Source organism: Actinomadura sp. KC216 (genome assembly GCF_004348535.1).
In the GTDB taxonomy this organism is placed as follows: Bacteria; Actinomycetota; Actinomycetes; order Streptosporangiales; family Streptosporangiaceae; genus Spirillospora.
In genome coordinates, this window is record NZ_SMJX01000011.1 from 1 (window position 1) to 16,844 (window position 16,844).

Below are 16,844 nucleotides of genomic sequence, written 5' to 3' on the forward strand. Positions count from 1 at the left end.
GCAATCCACCCACACAAGACGCTCCACGCCTATACCCTCCTTGACCTGCCAAAACACCCGAGCGGAGAGTGTGACATGTCCAGATTTGACCAGCGACGACGGACTCGATTGTGACAGGACTGTGACACCAACTGTGTCACGGACTCTGCCCTGCTCAGAGCTTACTTCTTTCCTCCGAACGAGGGTGAACCCCCGGATGTCTCCGGGGGTTCATGCGCTACTCCGACGTCTCTGGCTCTCCGTGGAGGAAGGCGAGCACCTCGGACTCGCGGTACCGGCGGTGGCCACCGGCCGTCCGGATGGAGTTGATCTTTCCCGCCTTCGCCCACCGCGCCACCGTCTTGGGGTCAACGCGGAACAACGCTGCCACCTCGGCTGGAGTCAGCAGGGGCTCGATCGTTGGCGTGTATTTCGGCATGGGTCTCCTGTCGTACATGCGAAGGGACCCCGCCGTCCCGGCGGGGTCCCAGCCGCTAATGATCTCGCTGCGATCCGATCGATAAACCACCTACCTCTCCTGCGAAGGGTTGGAGCCTCCGGACGTGCCAGCACTGGGGTTTGCCCCAGTCCAAGGGGCGTGCACAGCACGCCCGGAGGAGTTCATGCCGCCCACCACTCCACGAAGACGATCTTTCCCTTAGGAGCGGTGTACTTGGTTCCCCAGCAGTTGACGATCTTGTCCACAGTCAGGAGACCCCGGCCGGATTCGTCGAACATGCCGATTTGCTGAGGGTCGCGCTTCTCGGGCGGGATAGGGGAGGCGTCCCAGACCTCTATGCCGTAGACGCCGTCCTCGAAGTAGGCGTCTACCCAGAACGAAGTGGTCTCGCCGTGCCGAATCGCGTTGGTCGCCAGCTCGGAGGCGACTAGCTTTACCAGGTGTACGTCGAGTGGCCAGCCCTGGCTCTCGGCGATCTTCGCCACGTGATCACGAGCGGCTTTGACGTTGACTAGATCCGCGTCGAGTTCGATCACTTCGGCCTCCCTCCTGCTGTCCGTGAGTCTGGCAGCGCCTTGACACACGTGCGATGCTGTCCGACAGCGTTGACAGCACTTCTTTGAGGAGGGCCCGGAGAACTGTGGCACGTGACCTAGACCCAAGCTCCAACATGTGGGACTGGATCGCGATCCAGCTCCGACATGAGCGAGAGAAGCAGAACTGGTCAACGGCGCAGGTCGGACGCCTGCTGAACACTGACCGGTCGAACATCACGCACATCGAGGCGGGGAGGCGGCACCTCGCCGCAGATCAGGCCGCCAAGCTCGACACCGCGTGGGACACGGGGGGCCGCTTCGCCCAGATGGTGGACTACGCCCAATCGACGTATCACCCTGACTGGAACCGGGAAAGGCGGACGTACGAGCAGAACGCGACCGCAATCAAGACGTTCCACGCAACCCTCATCCCTGGGTTGCTCCAAAGCGAGGAGTACGCGCGTGCAGTCTTTGTGGCAGGTGGACGAGCGGATGTCGATGCAGCGGTGGCGGCGCGTCTGGCGCGACAGGAGGTCCTGAAGCGCCCTGGCGTGAGGCTCTGGGTGCTGCTGGATGAGGCGGTGCTGCTTCGGCCGGTTGGTGGTCCGGCCGTCTGGGCACGCCAGCTCTCCCATCTACTGAATGCCTCGGAGCAGCCCGATACCGTCCTGCGCATCATCCCATTGGCCTACGGTGAGTACCCTGGTATGGACGGCCCCATAACCATTTTCACCATGGACGGCAAGGACGTGGCCTGGACGGACGCTCGGTCCGGGGGTCGGCTGGTGACGGACCCGGCAGCGCTGGACCGATACCGGGTTGAGTTCGACATGATCGGAGCCGACGCCTTGAGCCGGACTGAGTCGCGACGGCTGCTGACTGAGAAACTGGAGGCATTGTAGTGATCCACTGGAGGAAGTCTTCGCGCAGCGATTCGCGTGGAGAGTGTGTCGAGCTGGCCGAGCTGGACAGCTCTGTAGGCATCCGAGACAGCAAGAACCCGGACACCCCCCACCTCACTGTCGGCCGCGAGGCCCTGTCGGGCCTCCTCAGCCGGATCAAGGCCGGCGAGTTGGACCTGTAGAACCGCTTGACCGGCCTCCAGGGCCGGTCCTAGGCTTCTCTGTGTGAGGCCGTCACCGTTGCGGCCTAGCAGTTTGGACTTTGGTTCACCTAGCTCGACCCAATCCACGGCCTCACCCCAAGAACCTCCCCTCCGGGGGAGGTTTTTTGGCTATTCTGGGCTCATGAAGGGCAGAATCCTCCTTTTCGGGGCAGTTTTGGCCGTTGCGACGGCCTGTGGGGCGTCTCAGGACGACCAGATCGTCATGAAGGACCCATCCAACGGGAAAGAGCGGACCTTCAAGGAGGTCCGAGACATGTTCGCGGACGGTTCGGTCACGACCGGAGGCGAGTCCTGTGCCACTTTCGTGTCGTTCGGGGCCAAGGACCAGGGGATCGAGTTCCCGGCCGGACAAGCTGAGTTCGTGAAAGCCTGCGAAGAAGGCTTGAAGGCCAAGTCGAATTAGGAATGGCTGAAATGGCCTCTGAACGAGTCTCGGCCCGGACTCGTTCCCTCTCCACCCGGATTAGCCCTGAGGCTCTTAGGAGCCGAATGAGCGCCATTTAGAGGCATATGGGACTCCGCGGGGAGTCCCGGTTTTACCATTTCGTGATCTTGGAAGTTTTCCGAGGTGGGATAAGGAATTTTGGTGACGAAACGACTACGTTTCGCACTTTCTATTTTCGTACATTTCCGGAGAGGGGAGACGAGTCTCTCCCGCACCCCCGGACGAATGAAGGTACCCCCCCAGGGGTAGGCTGACCTGCGGCAACACACTCCCACGCGTGATCACCCTCACTGTATGTGACAGTCATCACTCAATCACATTCAGTGCACGCCGTGCACTGTGATCTGCGCTAACACCATGTGAGTGTGTCACTCACATCATCAACAGTGTGTAGCCACATTGAGTGCATACCTCACGCGCATATGCGCACATGTGCGCACGCGCGGATGAATAAACCACGCGCGTACGCGATTAACACACACCTCGCCATTGTGCCAACACCCTCTAAACGGCTCTCAGAGGGCCCGTGAGCGCTTGAACCCCCATTCCCTAGTCCCACTATGGCCCTGGCCCTATTCGCTGCCTGCCTGGTTAGGGGCACTATTCCTACACTCGGTAATCGACCCCTCACGGGGGCCGATGCTCCCTGGCTCGGTATCTCGGTTCGGTAACGAAACGCTGCCAGCACCCAAACCCTGCCAAGTGAGCGTCAAGTGAGCTTCCCTCGCGCGTACGCGCGCGAGAGGGAGGCTCGCGCGTGCGTTGGTTCTTTCATCCGGGCGGGCCGGGACACGCTCCCCGCTCCACGGAGCGTAGTTTCAGAACTCTTTTCAGTGAGTTTCTGAGCCCTGACCTGGAGAAACGCAAGTCCTCTAAAATATCTTGCTCTTACCTATTGTGACCTGCGGAAACGACCTAAAGCCGCAGGTCAGAAGAACGCACAACCTGTTAAAACAGGGTGTTAGCACGTCGTGTGTTTGCTAGCTTTTCGGTTGTCAGCAACACGGACCGCCACCACGGGGCCCGGGAAGCAGACGGAGGAACGAAACCCGGCAACGACGACCGGGAGGGCAGGGACCAAACCGAGGTTCGCGAAGATGCCCATAGTCAGCCGTAGACACTTACGGGCAGGCTCGAACGGAACGTTGGGAAACGTGCCGGGCGCGAAAGTGGCGCTTGAAGCCTCGTGAGAAAAATCGCGGGTGAACTAGATGGCTTCGCGGACTATGGCCGGTAGGTCGCCAGCCCAAAGGTAGCGGGTGAACACGCGCTTACCGTGGGAAACCACCGCCGAAAGGCGGTAGGTCCGGCGGTAACTAGGCAGTCGTACCCGGCGTAAAGCCTTCAACTCAGACGCTCGGAAAGTCCTCTGACCAAAGGATGGATCATGTACCAACGTCAGATGCAGCGTCCGGACTTCGACGCCAAAAAAGACTTCTCCCAAGCGGAACCTACTGACCGTCACCACTACCGGAATAACGGTCTGGGCCGCAGGATGCTCCACCTGTCCAGCGGTAAGGGTACGCGTACGGGAGTGGGCGAGACTAAGCCGTTCACGGCTGCTCGTAAGTCTCCCCGTAAGCAGAGTTCCGCGCCAAAGGGCTACCCGCCCGCGCGGATGTCGAGTCCGAAGAATGCCGCAGCGCACGAAAAGCGTATGGCGACGCTTCGCGAACGTCACCCGGACGTTTACGCCCGAATGATGCGTGAAGCCAGCTAGTACTGTCCGATAAAGGCCGACCCTTTTGGGTCGGCCTTTTTCCTTTGGGAGGGTTAATGGACCTCGCGTTCAGTCCCGGCTACTTCCCGAACGACTTCGGGGGGACGGACATCCTGACCGGCAACGGGGAGTTCTGTGGCCGGACTGGTCGAACCAAGTTCGACACGTGGGCCGCCGCCATCCCCGATGGGGCGGGTTCGATCGCCATTCTGGGGGCCAACTTCGAGACGGACAACGATGCACAGGTGTGCATCTTCCGTGCCCTCGCGAAAAGGGGCTACTGATGAACCTCGGCAAGCTGAACCGCGACAAGCTGATCGAGGCCGCCGCTAGGCGCGGCATCCCAGTGGAGGAACTGGAGAAGGCTCTACGGGAGAACAAGACGCTTGTCGCACGTCACGGCGCGACGCATTCGGCCACTTTTTTTGGCCAGTTTTAGCAGGTCGTTAGCAGACCATTAGTGATGAGGTCTCGTGCCTGTCATCTCGACTAGGCCGAAACGTACGCCCATTGCCGTACGTCGCACGCTGACATTGCGTGCCCGATGAGTGCCTGTCATCGGTCCGGAAAACCTTCAGGAGGATTTCCATGGTGATCGTGGACCAGAAGTTCAACATGCCGGTCGGCTCCCTGGTGGAGGACGTCGATTACCCGCAGGACGGGGTATTCCGTATCACCGAGCGGCCTCACACCACGGCATACGGCACCGAAGTGGGTGTCGTGAACGCTGCCGGAAGGCGGTTCACGGACTACGCGATCTTCTTCAAGCCGCTCGCCCGGTAATGACGAGCCGTTGGCTTGTGTCCACTGAATGACTCGTCTGGTCATGGATGACGTGCGGGATTACCCAAACGAGCCATGGCCGTTTAAGCCATTCAACGTGACAGGAGGGCAAGTGAAGTACGGGTACGAGGTCATTTACGTCGAGCCTGGCGAGGGCGTGGAAGTCGGGTCAACAGGTCGAGTCTTCGACACCATGAAGGAAGCCGCGGAAGAACTGAGCGTGATCTACGGCGACAACGAGATCCTTCAGGTGACCTTTACCGTCCACCCCAACCGGGTCATTACCCGGAGGGAAGTCGTCCGCGAAATCGCGGAGATGCGCGGACTGTCCGTCACGGAGTACTACCAGCGCACTTCCTGACAACACACCAGATGGAGGGATGACATATGGCCAAGCAGGGCGCCAAGGGTAAGAAGATCGGGCGGAACAAGGTGAAGTGCGAGCGCTACCGCGCGAAGGGGACGCGGGAGCAGAACAAGGAACGTCGTCGGCTGAAGCGAGAGGGAAAGCTCGCTGTGCGCAAGATGCTGCGTGAGGCCGCCGAGCGGGTGGACGCCGCGTAGCGATCATGTGCCACGTCTACATCGATGAAAACTGGACCGTCCAACGGGACGAGTGTGACTACCCGGAGGACGACTACTGCCCAACTCCCGAGGAGTTGGACGAGATGGAGTGGGAGGCCACGGAAGGGCTCTGACGAGTCGTCGGATCTCATCGAGGCACCTGGTGATACCCAGGTGCCTCTTTGCATTCTTACGAATCGTTTCTACTGAGGAGATGAGATGAGCGACTACCGATGGAACGGCGCCTACATGCCGGGCGCCAGGAAGGTCAACGGCAACAAGGGCATCATGCGTGCCCTGAAGAAGCTAAAGCGTCAGCAGGCCGAGACGCGGAACGCGCAGACGCCGGCCGAACGTCGGCGCAAGAACCGGGTGGCCTGAGATGGTCGTTTCTCTGGTGAAGGACTACGTCCACACCTTCCCGTACCCGTATGACGACCTCTGGTTCAAGATGTCGCCTGCGTTCCGCTTCCTGGTGGACAGCGGCGTGATCGACCTGGAGAAGGGCGCCGAGATCCCTTACCGGTGCGAAGGCGTAGACGAGATCGCCTTCGAGCTGGACGGGCCGTGGTCGGGTTCGGACTACTCCGGGGATGACATCACCGAGTCGAACCAGCGATCCCTGGCCCGTGACTACAAGGACATCGTGATCGACTCCACGAGGTACTGGGGCCACAGCCCCTACGGCCTCCAGGTGGACGTCTACTTCGGATGGGGTGAGAACGCCGATCACGCCATGGACCTGGCCGAGAACCTTGTCAGCCTGAAGCACGACTACCCGTTGTACGACGAAGAGGACAACTCCAAGCTGCTCGACGAGCGCGCGGAGCGGGCGTGGGACGGATACATGGAGTCGGACATCGCGTCCGACATCGAGAAGCGTCTCGGGATCGATCTGGATCTCAGGACGGACAAGGCCGGTGAAATCTTCTGGGAGACGTGCAGCGATCACGAGATTTACCCAGAGGCCGAGGGACACCGAGACGTCCTCATGCGGGGGACCGGTGATGAGGAATTCCAGATCGATCTGGCGCGGCGTGTGCTGGAAGCACAGGGGCCCGAGTTCCCCGACTACCTCTACGACCTGACGGACCTCGGTTACGAGGTCCTGGCCGACTACATGGTGAAGCAGTTCGAGGGCCAGTGCCCTGGCCAGATGAGCATTCTCTGAGGGTGTGACAGGTGTTCAACTACGACCCCGCTAAGGACTGGGACAACAGGAACAACCCCAAACCGCACTACCGGCTGTACCTGGACCGTGATGGCAAGCCCTGCATCATCTGTGTCCAGGACTTCGACTACATGGATTACGAGGACAGCCGGTTTCTCAGCGACGAGGGTTACGACACCGAGGCTGAAGCCGAGGTCGGTCTTCTGCTGCTGAGGGCCAAAGCAGCCCAGATCCTGGGCCTTCTCTAGTTCTTTCATCCGACAACGCAAGAGGAGAGCACATGTTTGAGACGGAGATCAAGCGCGGCGCGGCATACCTGGACAGAGTCGATCCGGAATGGGTCAAGAAGATCGACTTGGACCTCCTGAGCATCAACGATCCCAAGGACTGTGTCGTCGGCCAGGTGTTCGGCGACTTCTGGGAGTGGATGGGCTACTACACCAGTTGGGAGACCGTGCACGAGCACGGTTTCGCCGCTGAGAACGGCGATCACCCCCAACTGACTAAGGAGTGGAAGGAGTTCATCCGGGAGCGTCAGTCTGAGCAGGCCTGACGCGAGCTAATCGAAAAGGAGAGGACACATGCTGGACATCGAAGTGAGAGTGAAGGACGGAGCCGCTTTCCTGGACGAGAAGCGTCCGGGTTGGGCCGATGAGATCGACCTGGAGACGCTCGACGTCGCGGACGGGGACTACTGCGTCCTGGCGCAGCTCTACGACGACTACAACACGGGCTACTACGTGCTTGGGCTGGACGACGTCTGGGATAGGCGGGACCTCGGGTTCTCGGCGATCGGGTACGACGAGTATCCCGCGCTGACGGACGCCTGGCACGCGCTGATCACAGAGCGTCGAGCCGCCTGAGAACGTCGGTAGGGCATCGGGTGCACATCGGTGGATGTGCGCCCTTTTGTTTTCCCGAAGTTCCGATTGAGAGGAGAGCCATGAACACGGCTGTTGAGGAAGAGGAGCCGGAACCCCTGCACGCTTACCAGGTGACCCCGGAAGACGCCTCCTTCTTCCGAAAAATGAAAGGCAAGTGGTCATACGGAAACGAGATCGAGGCCGTAACCCTTCCGAGCGGCCGGGTGATCAGCGGGGCCGAGATGAAGAGGTGGGTGTGATGTTCAAGCTGGAATTCAGGACGGACACGGCAATCTTCAAATCCTCCCCTGTCTTTGAATATTGGAGGATTTTCAACCTGGTAAGGGACCAGGTTGACGCAGGAGCCCGCGAGGGCACTATCCAGGACACCAACGGCAACACCATCGGCCACTTCGAGATTACGGAGGACTGATGCGGCACTGGACAACGTCTGACGGTTCGCACGTGTGGGCATGGGAAGACGTTCGAGGCGCGGACTACCGCGCCATCTGGATTCCTGCTAAGGACTCCATAGAGCTGCTCCGTTCCGTCTCCGCCGGAGCGGGTTGGCCCACGGTCGCGACCGTTTCGGAAGTGTACGACCGTTTCCATGCGAAGCACATCACCGACTCCTGGTACGCGCTCATCTTCCACATCGACACAGTGAAATGAGGAGAACTGACATGGATCTCACCTACGAGGAGCGCGCCAAGGCTGGCGCGGATCTGCTCGACGCGGAGTACCCCAACTGGTTCGAGGAGATCGACCTCGGAATCCTGAGGCTGGAATCGCCGTGGAACTGCATTTTGTCTCAGGTGTACGACAGCTACAGCCTCGGCATGGACGAGCTGGGGATCTCAGAGGCGGATGGACAGGCCGCCAATCTCGGGTTCTTCGAGCCGGGGAATGACCCAGAAATCTACATGCTGGGTTACGAGAAGCTCACCGAGGCGTGGACTGCCGAAATCAACAAGCGGAGGAACTGACATGACCAAGCCAACCTTTGCGGCCCTGGAGAGCAAGGTGCGCGAACTGGCGAGCGCGAACCCAGACTTCGTTTACGACCGTGGCGACTACATCTCGTGCCGCTACAACCCCGATGACTTGCAGCCCGGCTGCTTGTTCGGTCAGGCGTTCATCGCCTTGGGGCACCCGATTCCGATGCACCTGGACACCAGGCCTATCGACACAGTTCTCAGGATCCTGGCGATCGAGATGACTCCTGAAGAGGAGAGCTGGGCGTGGTACGCCCAGAAGGGACAGGACCGAGGCAAGCCCTGGGGTGAAGCAGTCAAGAATGCGGATCGCCTGCACCCTCTGAGCTGATTCCCCGATGGACTCTGGCACCCGTCCTCCTTGAGGACGGGTGCCGTTGCCTGTCTAGGAGTCAGGTTCATCAAAAGGAGAGGAAGTCAGCAATGGCGAACATCGGGCGACTCGACAAGATCATCGACTTGATCACGGCCGAGGAGATCAAGCACGATCAGGGCACATGGACATCCGGCCTCAATGGTGAGGTGAAGCACGGGGAGGAGGGTCAGATTGACGACGAGCTGAAGTGCGGAACCGCGTGCTGCATCGCGGGTTGGGCCGCCGTCATGTACGCGCCGAAGGGCACGAAGTTCACCGACTACGACGATGTGACCCTGCCGGACGGCATCCGCGTGTCGTACCCCTCGTACGGCCGCCAGGTTCTGGACCTGACCTGGGATGAGGCGGATGTCCTCTTCAACGGGGACAACGACCTGGACGAAATCCAGGAAATGCGAAACGCCCTGGAGGACGGCAGTTTCCATTCGAGGTACCTCGGCTACGAGGACGGAAACGAAGAATGTGAGTGCTGCCGCTGATTGATGGGCCTCGGATGACTCTGGAGCACAGGCCACATGCCTGTGCTCCGGGGCTTTCTTAGGACCGTTCAAGCCTGACACGTCAAACAAAAGGGAGATGACATGTCCGCTGCCAAGCCGATGACCATCAGTCGCCGCACTCGGGTCTATCTTGCTCAGAACAACGGTGGTCCGCTCACGCCTCCGCAGCGCAGGCGTTACGACAAGAAGAACCGAAAGTGGATGGGCCAGCACACGGCCGAGCTGGAGGCCGTAGCAAGGGGGATAGCCGACAACCACACCAAGAGGCCGGACCTGCCGGTCGGCCTGGTGCCCTTCGAGGAGATCGCGGAGGAGGTCATCGCTCCGGTGGAGGACTTCCCGGTTGTGGTGCGCCCGTGTGGTGGCACGGACCACTGCGTCACCAAGAGCGGCAAGAAGGCCAAGACGACGCACAAGGGATGCGAGGGGTTCTGATGAAGGAGCTGCTGATCGAGGTCTATTGGGACGGGCATTCCCGGACATGGTCTGTCCACGTCCGTCGAACGCTCGATCACGACTGGGAGGAACTCGTCGGCTCGGAGGACGACCTAAGCGACCTCCTGACTGAGGCTCACGACATCGTGAATTGAGGGAGGTTCTGATGGAGCTGCATCCGCTTGGAAGGTGGACCACCCTCCCCTGGGGGTGGTCTCGATTCGTCTACAAGGGCGAGCCCTACAGCGTGCTTCGCAAAAGATACGGCGTCTGGCTCGTTTACCGGGAAGGACGAGACGATGACGATTGGGCGGTGAGGGTCTGGGCCACATTCCCCATGACTGCCTCACTACGCCATGAGCCGGACCAGCAGTGGTCCACACCCAACGACATCGACGTCACCATGTTCACAGCACTCCAGAGGATAGGGGACTGACGGTGATCGATGACCCCGAGGTGTGGGTGACTCTCGCGACCGCCATGCAGCGTCAGATCCGGGAGCTGAACCGGCTCATTCGAGCCGCTGAGAAAGACGGATACGACTCTGCCGGCCTGAAAGAGGATCTCGCCCGCGCCAAGCGTGCGCGCGACTACGTCACCGCTGCCTAAGTAGACGTTCACGAGGCCCGCTAGATGGCGGGCCTTTTTCATGCCCAGATAGGGAGAGCAGATGACTGAGACGCTGACATTCAAGCAGATCGAGAACGAGGTTCGCCGACTGGCGGCGGAGAATCCCGATTTCGTATACGAGTCCTATCACGGATCGTGCTTCTACAACCCCACGGAACGGGCGGGGAAGCAGTACGGGGCGTGCATTTTCGGGCAGGCGTTCACCAATCTCGGGACCCCCGTGCCCGATGGAATCGACGAGGACTACATCGGGTCCGTTCTTCCGAACATGGGCATTGAGACCACGCTCGACCAGTACGAATGGGCGGGAACGGTGCAATACCAGCAAGACCAGGGCTGCGCGTGGGCGCTGGCCGTTGCCCTGGCCGACGACGAACGCCGCTGATCTGATCCGATTTGGGAGGGGCCACCTCTTCAAGGTGGCCTTTTCCATGTCCGATCAAATCACAACCCTACTGTCGAGACAGGAGAGAGAGTTGAGTGAGGACGAGAACGTTGAACTGTTCCAGAGCAAGCGCCTCATATGGACAGGCATCTTCGCAACCTTCGTGCAGGACCTGATCAACCAGGGTGCTCCCAGCTCGGAGCTGGACAAGCGTGCTCTGGACGCATTGGACGGTCTGATCGCGGTCGTGGACAAGAAGCTGCCTGAGGGCTGCTGGTGGGCCGTGGGTTCTTCCGCCATCTGGGGCCCTCCCGGCTCCGTCCTGCCGGACATCGACTCTCTCATGGAGGAGCTGATCGCGGATGCCCGCGCAAATTTGGAAGCCCAAGGAGAGGAATGAGTAGTTACGAGACATACGCCAATGAGGAAGGCGAAAGCGTCACTCACAGGGTGACACGAGACGGCTTGGTCCTCGAAGCGGATCTCGATGATCCGGAGGACGTTCGCAACATTCCCTACTTCTGGGAACACCAGTCCCCGGCTGATTACAACTAACAGGAAGGCAGCTCCGCAGGGCTGCCAAGACGATGCCCTCCCGAGGGCATGGAAAGGCACACAATGCTGTTCGAGAACGACGTTTACCCGCTCACCGACAACCCGTACAACGGCTTCGCTACGGAGGCTGAGGCCGTATCGAAGGTGGCAGCCAAGTTCGCCCTCGTGATGCGGCTGCTCACTGGCGACTTCACGTGTGAGGGTTTGATCCACGCTTTCGGTGAGATGGCCATCACCGACCCGGAGCTGGCGATGACCGCTCTGGACAAGGTCGAGGAGGCTCACCAGGCCGACCCCAGCCGGGGCCTGCTTCAGCGCTGATGTTCGCCGGATGGGATTGGTTCTTCGCGACCCTGGCCGTCCTCTGGACGGTCGGGGTCGTGGGGTCCTGGCGTGAATGGAGACAGCATGTTTCGCGGACTAAGCGTCGATGAGCTGTATGAGCTGGCAGGAAGACTTCGCCGTGCGGCTATACGGGTTCCGGACAGCGATACGAGTGCGGAACTCGCTGAGATTTACGTTGAAGTCCTTGATCACGTCTGGCTGGAGGAGTTCTTCGACGCCCAGGAGCGAGAGTCCGGATATGTTTTCTGAGCTAACCGACGAGGAGCTGTGTGCGCTCGAAGAAATCCTTTACCGAGGCAAGAACCGGGCCCTACCTGTGAACCTCGATGCTCCGTACGCCATGGATATCTGGGATGACGTTTTCGGGGCCTGGGACGACGCCACTGACGAGATGCGAAGAAGGAACTGGACCCACATAAAACGAGTGTGATGGGTTTGGTTACGGCGAGGCCCCCTTCTTTGGAAGGGGGCCTCGCTATTTCCATGCCTGGACAGTCGAAAGGAGAGCCAATGACTCAGGTCGAGGTGGGGTTTGGGCTGCTGCTGATCGGGAGCAATGCCCATTTGCTGGCTATCTATCTGCTGCTCCGCGAGAGGCTGCGGAAGGGAGGAGAACGCGATGAAGGGTGATAAGCCTACGAACTGGTGGATCGTCAAAGACGGGGCCGAAGAGGAGATCGCCGTTGTGTACGGCGAGGACATCGGTGACGCCATCGACGCCGCCATCGATGAGACCGGACTCATGGGGGGCTTCTACGTCCGCCGGCTCAAGGAAGAGGCGGCGAGGAACCGAGGGCTGATCGCATGATCTTCGGTCAGTTCGTGCGGCGGGTTCTTCCCCTGGACTGCGTCCAGTGTCGGTACTTCAACTCCATCGGCAACAACGGACACATCATCTGCAAGAGGTACTGGAAGTGGTCCAACCACAACATCACCTACAGGGAAGCGCGCTTCTGGAAGCGCTGGCATGAGTGCAACAAGGAGGACTTTGAGTAAGCCCGACGAGAAGAAGGTCAAGAAGGCCATCAAGTCGGAAGCGATCAAGCGGGTTCCGAAGACGGACCCGAAGGCATTGGACAAGATCAAGGACAGGACTAGGGGTAAATGATGGATCCCGAGAAGCCGTTCAAGGAGCTGGCGAAGCTCATCGAGGAGCAACTGTGACGAACCTGGCGCCGTCACGCGCCATGGGCGCGATTGAGACGTATGAGGCCGACAACGCTCACCGCTACAGCGGTGAGAGCGAAGCGGTGAAGCTGGCAGACCTGATCGCCGACGTTCTTCTCTTTGCGAAGGCGGAGGGGCTCGACTACGAGTTCATTCTCGACTACGCGAGGATTGCCTTCGAGGAAGAAGAGGACGAGGTGTGAAGCGTTACGGGCTTCTGGAATGGGGCTCCGATTTTGACCGGGAGCCCGCCATCTTCATTGGCTTCACCATCTCCGACATTCGTCTTGGGGCGATGGAGCATCTCGAAGCCCTCGGGGACGAGTTCGAAGTTCCGTTCCCCGATGAGCGGGACCCGGTCTGTGTAAGGCGTTGGTGGCGAGAGATGTGGGAGGCAACTACGTCTCCGATGCTCACCATTTTTTCTGAAGATGAGGTTATCCATGTGTGACGTGGCGCTCTGCGCCGACGACGAGGTGTTTGTCACGCCATAGTGGCTGACTAGAAAGGGAGATGTGGTGTCCACCTACACGCGCAGTGATGGTAAGAAGATGCTCGGGTTTTTCCCGATCGAAGCTCAGCTCGTCCAGGAAGCAATCTCCGATGCTGAAGAGAGCCTCCGAGAGGCCCGGAATTACTTCAGTGGCGAAGACACCGTGGTTGACAGTCTTGAGGGCGAGCTGCTGAACGCCCTCAAGCATCTAGAGCGGGCCCTACGCGTGGTTGCGATCGTTGACGAGCGCGCCCGGATCGTCAGCGTCGAGCTAAGTGAAGAGGAGTTCTGATGAACACCAACATAAAAATTGCCGCTGTCCTGGTCCTCGTGGCGGTGCTGCTGATCGGCGCTTCCGCCGTGGCATGTAGCTCGGCCGGCGGATCCGGTGGCGGGGGTGGCATCGAGCTTGAGATCGACACCGATCGGCACAAGACGAAGCGTCCTCGGACGACTAAGGCTCCGCGTGTGAACAAACCGACCCACAAGGCCCCGACGACCACGAAGGCGCCCTCTAACAAGGCGCCTGCTTCCACCAAGAAGTAGCAGGTACTGATTCGGTCTGGGCCGGTCCTTCGGGACCGGCCTTATCCGTGTCCGTATCCGTGGATTTGGAGGAGAGGAGATATGGCCGAGAAGAAGACTCCAGTAGTCAGCGAAGTAGCCTTTGACAACGTCTTCGGCAAGATGGCCGATGAGCTGGATCCGCACTGCGAAGGCGCAAAGATCGGCGTGATGCTGACTTTGATGTCAGCCTTCAGTGGTTACATCGGCCCTGATATTCGGGTGAAGATGGGCAGCGGGACCGCGCCCATGTCTATCTGGGCCGTTCTCGTGGGGGAGTCCGGCACAGGCCGGAAGGGCGCCACGGCTCGGGTAGCGATGCCCATCGTCCGTCGAGCCTTCAACAAGTGGGCGACTACCAGCATCGTTGATGAGGGTGTTCCGGCAACCGCCCTCGGCCTCCTGGCCGAGCTGGCGGACCGAGACGGGGCTTCCTGCTTCTTCCTGGAGGAAGAGGGAGACGACTTCGTTGGGGCGACCAAGAACAGCCGGAAACTTGGTCCCATGTTCCGGAAGGTCTGGGACGGCAGCCCGATCGGGCACAAGACAGCGAAGACGAACGTCCGTGTCGATGAGCCTCACATTGGCTTTGTGCTGCACGTCCAGCCGGACAACTGGGCTGCGATCACTGGCACCCTGAACGCGAGTGGTGGCACGTTCAACCGCTTCTTGCTCGTCTGGGTTGAGCAGTCGAAGACGGTGGACCTCTACCGGAGCGACGAGGAGGAGGCCGCTTACGCGGCGACTCAGAAGACTCTAGCCGATCGCCTTCGAGAGATGGGAACCCACGCCGCAAACCTCGGTAGGGATGACCCGATAGACGTGACTCCGGATGTCGCCCGGCGCATCAAGGAATGGCACCGGCCTAAGTGCGAGGACCTGACCAAGGGCAACAAGGTCCTCGCCAACATGTCCGAGAGAGCGCTTGCCTACATGGTTCGGCTCGCTGGCCTGATGGCCGTCGCCGATGGTCGGGACCAAGTCAGCATTGCCGATCTGGACAGCGCCCTTGCGATCGTCACCTACTCCGTGGATTCCGTTCGATACATCCTGCCGGAAACGGGAGGCGAGAGTCTCCGTCAGAAGATCCTCTACGTACTGGACGAAGCGCGGAACGAGAACGGCGAACCACAACCCGTTTCTCGGTCACAGTTGTGGGAGGAAATCGGCAAGCACATCAAGGCCGAGACGATAGAGAACGAGGCTGAGAAGTGCCCCAATATTCGCATGTGGAAGGGCAAATCCACAGGCGGGAGACCCCCTTTGTATATGCAGATCATTGACGACTTCGAGGAAGTCGAAGAGGCAGAGGAGGATTTGGTTTGCTCCGCTGTCTGACTCCGAAGTGCCGGACCGAACTCCCGTGGTCGGGTAAGGGCAGGAAGCCGAAGTACTGCCAGGTTCACAAGGCCACCAACGCCAGGAAGAAGAACACCCAGAGGAAGAGGAGGGTAGACAGACACAAGAAGGGACGGGCGGCGTCGCGCTTCGGCGAGCTGTGGCTAACGGATGGCAAGCCCATCCGCCGGGAGGCGTCCCAAGTCTGGGGAGCCACGGGTGAGAGCGACGATGACGTTTTCAACCGTTCCGGTGTCTTCCACAAGACAGGCCCTGACGGGCTCCCAGGGCTCGGACATTCGATTCCCACAACGGATGAGTACGGAGATGTCCGGTGGGCTCTTTCGGAGCTTCAGAGGCTCTCTGAGGGCCATGTGGAGATGGACGAGAGCGGGCTGATCCCCGAGGGTACCGACCCTCGCCTCCTGGAGGCTCGGGAGTGGCTGAAGGCCAACCCCGGATGGTGGAAGTTCGAGTCCGACGACGAAGGCCGGCCGAAGGGTTCACCGGCCGACGAGCACACCCACTTTTCGAAGGACATCCGGGAGACCGCCATGGTTCATGGCGGGAGCTACACCGATTCCCCGGACGAGTCCACGAGGAACGACAGGTGCTCGTTCTGCTGGAGCTGGAACCCGCTGATCGTTTTCGACGAGTTCTGTTCCGCGGAGTGCGCATTCGACTACATCACAACATTCGGTATGGATGGGAGACGGCATGGCTGACAACGCAACGCCCGGTGACTTTTTCGTCGATTGGGGGGACCTGGACAACCCTCGGATTCGGCTCAAGGAAGAGGCTCCTCCGGGGAGCTTTGACAGGAGGTATGGCTACACCTTCCCGTGGTGCAAGGCGGTCATCAAAAAGCACGCGCAGGAAAGGATAGATCATTGGACCAAGGTGAAGCGGGCCACCCAGGCGCTTCGAGTGAAGGACGTCAAGGGGGACGCCTAAGTGATCCCCCGGGATCCGTGGGCAAGGGTCCCCGAGGATGAACGCGTCCGCCTGGTGGTGGTTGTCGGGTGTAGTCGGGCCAAGCGGGACAGGCCGGCTGATGCCGGGGAGCTGTATACCGGCAGCTTCCACAAGCTGTGCATGGAGACGGCTAGGAGCCTACGGCCTGACAGGCTGTTCGTTCTGTCTGCCCGATACGGCCTGGTCGGACCAGGCCACCCCATGAGGCCCTACGACACCAGGATCGGGGATCCGGACCAGGTGAAGCCTGCTCGCCTGGTGCGACAGGCCAAGATGATGGGCTGCTGGCAGTCGGACCTGACGATCGTCCTCGCGGGCCGTGAGTACGTCGAGCTGGCGCGCAAGGTTTGGCCTGACGCGGTCGCTCCTCTGGAGGGAGCGAGAGGGATCGCAGCGATGCGACGGATCCTTGCGGAAATCCGAGATAGGAAATAGCCCC

Annotated in this window: 37 protein-coding genes; 35 read left to right on the forward strand and 2 right to left on the reverse strand. The window is 60.3% G+C overall.

All coding sequences use genetic code 11. The features are described 5' to 3' along the window. Nucleotides 1-217: 217 nt before the first annotated feature. Nucleotides 218-418: a BldC family transcriptional regulator gene (locus E1264_RS03310; protein WP_132169429.1), complete on the reverse strand. Its 201-nt coding sequence runs from the start codon at nt 416-418 to the stop codon at nt 218-220. A 182-nt stretch (nt 419-600) separates the two neighbouring features. Continuing rightward, a complete protein-coding gene (locus E1264_RS03315) occupies nt 601-975 on the reverse strand; it encodes an ATP-binding protein (protein ID WP_165963956.1) in 375 nt (124 codons plus the stop codon). A gap of 134 nt (nt 976-1,109) precedes the next feature. Between E1264_RS03315 and E1264_RS03320 the strand changes: the two genes are divergently transcribed. The 35 genes from E1264_RS03320 (at nt 1,110) to E1264_RS03460 (ending at nt 16,840) form a co-directional block, all read left to right on the forward strand. Continuing rightward, the gene (locus E1264_RS03320; protein ID WP_165963957.1) at nt 1,110-1,877 is read left to right on the forward strand and encodes a helix-turn-helix transcriptional regulator; all 768 of its coding nucleotides are present in this window, start codon (nt 1,110-1,112) and stop codon (nt 1,875-1,877) included. Next, entirely contained in the window at nt 1,877-2,059 is a 183-nt protein-coding gene (locus tag E1264_RS03325) for a DUF397 domain-containing protein (protein WP_132169435.1), read from the forward strand. Before E1264_RS03320 ends, E1264_RS03325 begins: the two co-directional genes overlap by 1 nt. A 163-nt stretch (nt 2,060-2,222) precedes the next feature. Next, nucleotides 2,223-2,504, forward strand: a complete 282-nt coding sequence (locus E1264_RS03330) for a hypothetical protein (protein WP_132169437.1) — start codon at nt 2,223-2,225, stop codon at nt 2,502-2,504. Between the two features lie 1,818 nt (nt 2,505-4,322). Beyond that, on the forward strand, nt 4,323-4,550 hold the full coding sequence (locus E1264_RS03335) for a hypothetical protein (RefSeq protein WP_132169439.1): 228 nt from the start codon (nt 4,323-4,325) through the stop codon (nt 4,548-4,550). Then, nucleotides 4,550-4,705, forward strand: coding sequence for a hypothetical protein (locus E1264_RS42980; RefSeq protein WP_165963958.1), 156 nt, complete (start codon nt 4,550-4,552; stop codon nt 4,703-4,705). The genes E1264_RS03335 and E1264_RS42980 overlap by 1 nt, the downstream gene beginning before the upstream one ends. 149 nt (nt 4,706-4,854) lie before the next feature. Then, on the forward strand, nt 4,855-5,049 hold the full coding sequence (locus E1264_RS03340; RefSeq protein WP_132169441.1) for a hypothetical protein: 195 nt from the start codon (nt 4,855-4,857) through the stop codon (nt 5,047-5,049). A 112-nt stretch (nt 5,050-5,161) separates the two neighbouring features. After that, the gene (locus E1264_RS03345; protein WP_132169443.1) at nt 5,162-5,410 is read left to right on the forward strand and encodes a hypothetical protein; all 249 of its coding nucleotides are present in this window, start codon (nt 5,162-5,164) and stop codon (nt 5,408-5,410) included. 26 nt (nt 5,411-5,436) lie between these two features. Then, entirely contained in the window at nt 5,437-5,613 is a 177-nt protein-coding gene (locus E1264_RS42985; protein WP_165963959.1) for a hypothetical protein, read from the forward strand. 219 nt (nt 5,614-5,832) lie between these two features. Beyond that, nucleotides 5,833-5,994 carry a hypothetical protein gene (locus E1264_RS42990; RefSeq protein WP_165963960.1) on the forward strand — a complete coding sequence of 54 codons (162 nt, stop codon included), beginning with the start codon at nt 5,833-5,835 and terminating at the stop codon, nt 5,992-5,994. Nucleotide 5,995: 1 nt separating this feature from the next. Continuing rightward, nucleotides 5,996-6,784: a hypothetical protein gene (locus E1264_RS03350; RefSeq protein WP_132169445.1), complete on the forward strand. Its 789-nt coding sequence runs from the start codon at nt 5,996-5,998 to the stop codon at nt 6,782-6,784. Between the two features lie 11 nt (nt 6,785-6,795). After that, entirely contained in the window at nt 6,796-7,032 is a 237-nt protein-coding gene (locus E1264_RS03355) for a hypothetical protein (protein WP_132169447.1), read from the forward strand. Between the two features lie 32 nt (nt 7,033-7,064). Then, nucleotides 7,065-7,337: a hypothetical protein gene (locus tag E1264_RS03360; RefSeq protein WP_132169449.1), complete on the forward strand. Its 273-nt coding sequence runs from the start codon at nt 7,065-7,067 to the stop codon at nt 7,335-7,337. Between the two features lie 28 nt (nt 7,338-7,365). Next, nucleotides 7,366-7,647, forward strand: coding sequence for a hypothetical protein (locus E1264_RS03365; RefSeq protein WP_132169451.1), 282 nt, complete (start codon nt 7,366-7,368; stop codon nt 7,645-7,647). Between the two features lie 80 nt (nt 7,648-7,727). Continuing rightward, nucleotides 7,728-7,907: a hypothetical protein gene (locus tag E1264_RS03370; RefSeq protein WP_132169453.1), complete on the forward strand. Its 180-nt coding sequence runs from the start codon at nt 7,728-7,730 to the stop codon at nt 7,905-7,907. Then, the gene (locus E1264_RS42995; protein ID WP_165963961.1) at nt 7,907-8,080 is read left to right on the forward strand and encodes a hypothetical protein; all 174 of its coding nucleotides are present in this window, start codon (nt 7,907-7,909) and stop codon (nt 8,078-8,080) included. The genes E1264_RS03370 and E1264_RS42995 overlap by 1 nt, the downstream gene beginning before the upstream one ends. Beyond that, nucleotides 8,080-8,319, forward strand: a complete 240-nt coding sequence (locus E1264_RS03375; protein ID WP_132169455.1) for a hypothetical protein — start codon at nt 8,080-8,082, stop codon at nt 8,317-8,319. The genes E1264_RS42995 and E1264_RS03375 overlap by 1 nt, the downstream gene beginning before the upstream one ends. Before the next feature lie 11 nt (nt 8,320-8,330). Next, nucleotides 8,331-8,633 (forward strand): hypothetical protein, encoded by a 303-nt coding sequence (locus E1264_RS03380; RefSeq protein ID WP_132169457.1) that lies wholly within the window; start codon nt 8,331-8,333, stop codon nt 8,631-8,633. 1 nt (nt 8,634) lies between these two features. Further along, nucleotides 8,635-8,973 (forward strand): hypothetical protein, encoded by a 339-nt coding sequence (locus tag E1264_RS03385; protein WP_132169459.1) that lies wholly within the window; start codon nt 8,635-8,637, stop codon nt 8,971-8,973. A 92-nt stretch (nt 8,974-9,065) separates the two neighbouring features. Next, entirely contained in the window at nt 9,066-9,497 is a 432-nt protein-coding gene (locus E1264_RS03390) for a hypothetical protein (protein ID WP_132169461.1), read from the forward strand. 102 nt (nt 9,498-9,599) lie between these two features. Further along, complete coding sequence (locus tag E1264_RS03395; RefSeq protein ID WP_132169463.1) at nt 9,600-9,953, forward strand: hypothetical protein; 354 nt, start codon at nt 9,600-9,602, stop codon at nt 9,951-9,953. Next, the gene (locus E1264_RS43000; protein ID WP_165963962.1) at nt 9,953-10,108 is read left to right on the forward strand and encodes a hypothetical protein; all 156 of its coding nucleotides are present in this window, start codon (nt 9,953-9,955) and stop codon (nt 10,106-10,108) included. The genes E1264_RS03395 and E1264_RS43000 overlap by 1 nt, the downstream gene beginning before the upstream one ends. 283 nt (nt 10,109-10,391) lie before the next feature. Next, entirely contained in the window at nt 10,392-10,562 is a 171-nt protein-coding gene (locus E1264_RS43005) for a hypothetical protein (RefSeq protein ID WP_165963963.1), read from the forward strand. Nucleotides 10,563-10,623: 61 nt separating this feature from the next. Beyond that, nucleotides 10,624-10,968: a hypothetical protein gene (locus E1264_RS03400; protein ID WP_132169465.1), complete on the forward strand. Its 345-nt coding sequence runs from the start codon at nt 10,624-10,626 to the stop codon at nt 10,966-10,968. 91 nt (nt 10,969-11,059) lie between these two features. Further along, entirely contained in the window at nt 11,060-11,368 is a 309-nt protein-coding gene (locus E1264_RS03405; protein WP_132169467.1) for a hypothetical protein, read from the forward strand. 218 nt (nt 11,369-11,586) lie between these two features. After that, complete coding sequence (locus E1264_RS03410; protein WP_132169469.1) at nt 11,587-11,844, forward strand: hypothetical protein; 258 nt, start codon at nt 11,587-11,589, stop codon at nt 11,842-11,844. 118 nt (nt 11,845-11,962) lie between these two features. Beyond that, the gene (locus E1264_RS03415) at nt 11,963-12,298 is read left to right on the forward strand and encodes a hypothetical protein (protein ID WP_132169471.1); all 336 of its coding nucleotides are present in this window, start codon (nt 11,963-11,965) and stop codon (nt 12,296-12,298) included. 189 nt (nt 12,299-12,487) lie between these two features. Continuing rightward, nucleotides 12,488-12,676 (forward strand): hypothetical protein, encoded by a 189-nt coding sequence (locus E1264_RS03420; protein ID WP_132169473.1) that lies wholly within the window; start codon nt 12,488-12,490, stop codon nt 12,674-12,676. Between the two features lie 352 nt (nt 12,677-13,028). Beyond that, nucleotides 13,029-13,238, forward strand: a complete 210-nt coding sequence (locus E1264_RS03425) for a hypothetical protein (protein WP_132169475.1) — start codon at nt 13,029-13,031, stop codon at nt 13,236-13,238. Beyond that, nucleotides 13,235-13,486 carry a hypothetical protein gene (locus E1264_RS03430; protein ID WP_132169477.1) on the forward strand — a complete coding sequence of 84 codons (252 nt, stop codon included), beginning with the start codon at nt 13,235-13,237 and terminating at the stop codon, nt 13,484-13,486. Before E1264_RS03425 ends, E1264_RS03430 begins: the two co-directional genes overlap by 4 nt. A gap of 67 nt (nt 13,487-13,553) precedes the next feature. After that, entirely contained in the window at nt 13,554-13,820 is a 267-nt protein-coding gene (locus E1264_RS03435; RefSeq protein ID WP_132169479.1) for a hypothetical protein, read from the forward strand. Then, a complete protein-coding gene (locus tag E1264_RS03440) occupies nt 13,820-14,074 on the forward strand; it encodes a hypothetical protein (protein ID WP_132169481.1) in 255 nt (84 codons plus the stop codon). The genes E1264_RS03435 and E1264_RS03440 overlap by 1 nt, the downstream gene beginning before the upstream one ends. 81 nt (nt 14,075-14,155) lie before the next feature. Continuing rightward, on the forward strand, nt 14,156-15,430 hold the full coding sequence (locus E1264_RS03445; protein WP_132169483.1) for a DUF3987 domain-containing protein: 1,275 nt from the start codon (nt 14,156-14,158) through the stop codon (nt 15,428-15,430). Beyond that, the gene (locus tag E1264_RS03450) at nt 15,415-16,155 is read left to right on the forward strand and encodes a hypothetical protein (RefSeq protein WP_132169485.1); all 741 of its coding nucleotides are present in this window, start codon (nt 15,415-15,417) and stop codon (nt 16,153-16,155) included. Before E1264_RS03445 ends, E1264_RS03450 begins: the two co-directional genes overlap by 16 nt. Continuing rightward, on the forward strand, nt 16,148-16,384 hold the full coding sequence (locus tag E1264_RS03455; protein WP_132169487.1) for a hypothetical protein: 237 nt from the start codon (nt 16,148-16,150) through the stop codon (nt 16,382-16,384). Before E1264_RS03450 ends, E1264_RS03455 begins: the two co-directional genes overlap by 8 nt. Continuing rightward, complete coding sequence (locus E1264_RS03460; RefSeq protein ID WP_132169489.1) at nt 16,385-16,840, forward strand: DUF6884 domain-containing protein; 456 nt, start codon at nt 16,385-16,387, stop codon at nt 16,838-16,840. Nucleotides 16,841-16,844: the final 4 nt, after the last annotated feature.